General features: G+C 43.5%; 2 protein-coding genes. Both read left to right on the forward strand.

The annotated features are described in order from the left end of the window. The first annotated feature begins 162 nt into the window (after nucleotides 1-162). Nucleotides 163-1,743: a beta-ketoacyl reductase gene (locus tag F6K49_RS40900; protein WP_293106716.1), complete on the forward strand. Its 1,581-nt coding sequence runs from the start codon at nucleotides 163-165 to the stop codon at nucleotides 1,741-1,743. Nucleotides 1,744-1,751: 8 nt separating this feature from the next. Beyond that, nucleotides 1,752-2,522: polyketide synthase (locus F6K49_RS40905; protein WP_293106721.1), on the forward strand; the 771-nt coding region annotated here is incomplete at its 3' end.

Here is a 2,522-nt window from a genome sequence, read left to right on the forward strand (position 1 = left end):
GCAGAAGTTCCTCCCACACGCTGAGAACGCCAGTGACGCTCAGTAGTTTATGGAAGCTATCTGAGTCCAACCTAGCATAAGAATCCCCAGCTAGAATTTTTAATTTAGCTGGGGTGCGTTCAAACCTTAGAATCAAGCCAACTATGGGGATGTGGCAGCGTAGTGCACCTGTTACAAACTTTACTCAAAACCTCTAGCATTCCCGAACTGTGGCTAGTAACCCGTGGTTCCCAGTCAGTATTATCCAACAAAGAAAATCACATAACAGGACTAGCAGCCTCACCCTTGTGGGGACTAGGTCGAGTAGTGTCCCTAGAACATCCCCAATTATGGGGAGGACTAATAGATCTAGACCCACAAGCTCCAGCAGCAGACGAGACAGAAATGTTATGGGAATTATTAGCTAACCAACAAGAAGAAGATCATCTAGCCTTACGGGGTGAAAAGATCTATGTAGCTCGTCTAGTTAACAAAGATACTCCAGAATTTTCTCAACCCCTATCCTTATCATCAGATGGTAGTTACCTAATAACTGGAGGGTTAGGAGCTTTAGGATTACATACTGCCCAATGGTTGGTGAAAAAAGGAGCGAAAAACATTGTTTTAACTGGACGTCGCCCTCCAACAGAAAAAGTTACTGAATCTATAAAACAAATAGAAGAAACAGGATGCCAAGTGAGCGTGTTGTTAGGGGATGTTTCTGTTGAAGCAGATATAGCCAAAATTCTGGAACAAATTCAGACATCAATGCCTACACTTAAAGGCATAATTCATGCAGCCGGAGTGACAGGAGAAATTCAACTGCTTCAGGAGTTAGAACTTTCTAAACTCGAAGCCATACTGCGTCCCAAAGTAGTAGGAGGATGGTTGCTACATCAACTAACTCAGAAGCTAGAGCTAGACTTTTTTGTGAATTTCTCCTCCATTGCATCAGTATGGGGTTCAAAAGGTCAAGCTCACTATGCAGCAGCTAACCATTTTCTGGATGGATTAACTTATTATCGCCGCTCTCTGGGAACACCAAGTTATAGCATAAATTGGGGGCCTTGGTCAGGAGGAGGTATGGCAACGGGAGAGGCCATGAATTGGTTAAATCAAACGGGGGTTAAACCACTGGAGTCAGAAAAAGCAATAGCTGCTTTGAATAAAGTATTGGTAAGCAATAGCCCTCAGACAGTGGTAGCAGATATAAATTGGAGGTTATTTAAGGAACTCTATGAACTGGGAGGTAAACGGTCATTTCTAGAGGAAATTTCAGTATACTCAGAGGCAAGAGATGGAGAACGCACTGAAGAAGAAGATAAAGGGGAACAGAATAGTTTACGACAACGATTGGAGGCTGTAACCGAAACTCAGAGAAGGGAGTTGTTGCGACAAATACTACAAGAGGAAGTTGCCCAGGTCTTGGGTTTATCCATCACAAACAGACCAAATCCAGAGGTGGGATTTTTTGAGATGGGAATGGACTCTCTGATGACGGTAGAGTTACAGAAGAGACTGAGCAAACTTTTAGGAGTGAATTTATCTTCAACCTTGACCTTTGATTTGTCCAACATTGAACAGTTGGAGAAATATATAATCGATCAGCACCTTGTCACAGTTGGCCTTTTTGAGCCTGAGACTGATAAAGATGAACAAAAAGGCGATTTTCTGGAAACTAACCTTCTAGAAGAGATTGAGCAATCATCCGATCGAGAACTTGAAGGCTCAATTGATAAAATCTTGGAATCTATAATTAATTGAACAAAGTTATGTCAGATAAATTAACTCAAAAAGAGCAAATATTGACCGAAAAAGAGAAGATTAAGAAACTGTCTCCTTTACAACGAGCTACATTAGCTCTAAAGAAACTAGAGACTAAGCTCAATAATACTTTGCACGAACCCATAGCAATTATTGGCATGAGTTGTCGGTTTCCTGGAGGTGCCTGTGATCCAGAAAAGTTTTGGCAGTTGTTGGAAGGGGGCATCAGTGCGAGATCGGAAATCCCACGAGAGCGATGGGACATTGAAGCCTACTACAACCCGGATCCAGATGCTCCGGGTAAGATACTCACCCGTTACGGGCACTTTGTTGACCATGTTGACCATTTTGATCCTGACTTTTTCAGGGTTTCCCGCCGTGAAGCAGTAGCAATAGACCCCCAATACCGCCTACTGTTAGAAGTCAGTTGGGAAGCATTAGAGAAAGCAGGGCAAGTGTTAGAGCGCCTCGATGAAGCATCAGTGGGGGTGTTTGTCGGTAATGATGGTCATGACTACGAACAATTGCTCCAGCAGCACTTGCAGCAGAACCCAGAGAGTCCATTAGCTATCTATGCCGGAACTGGTAGTGTTTTATCTAGTGCCGCAGGTCGTTTGGCTTACAGTTTTGGGTTCACTGGACCAACAGTAACAATTGACACTGCTTGCTCCTCATCCCTAGTAGCGATTCATCAGGCCAGTAATAGTTTGCGACTGGGAGAGTGTCAGATGGCTCTGGCGGGAGGAGTGAAATTACATTTGACCCCATCCTCCTATATT

The organism is Moorena sp. SIO3I6, from assembly GCF_010672095.1.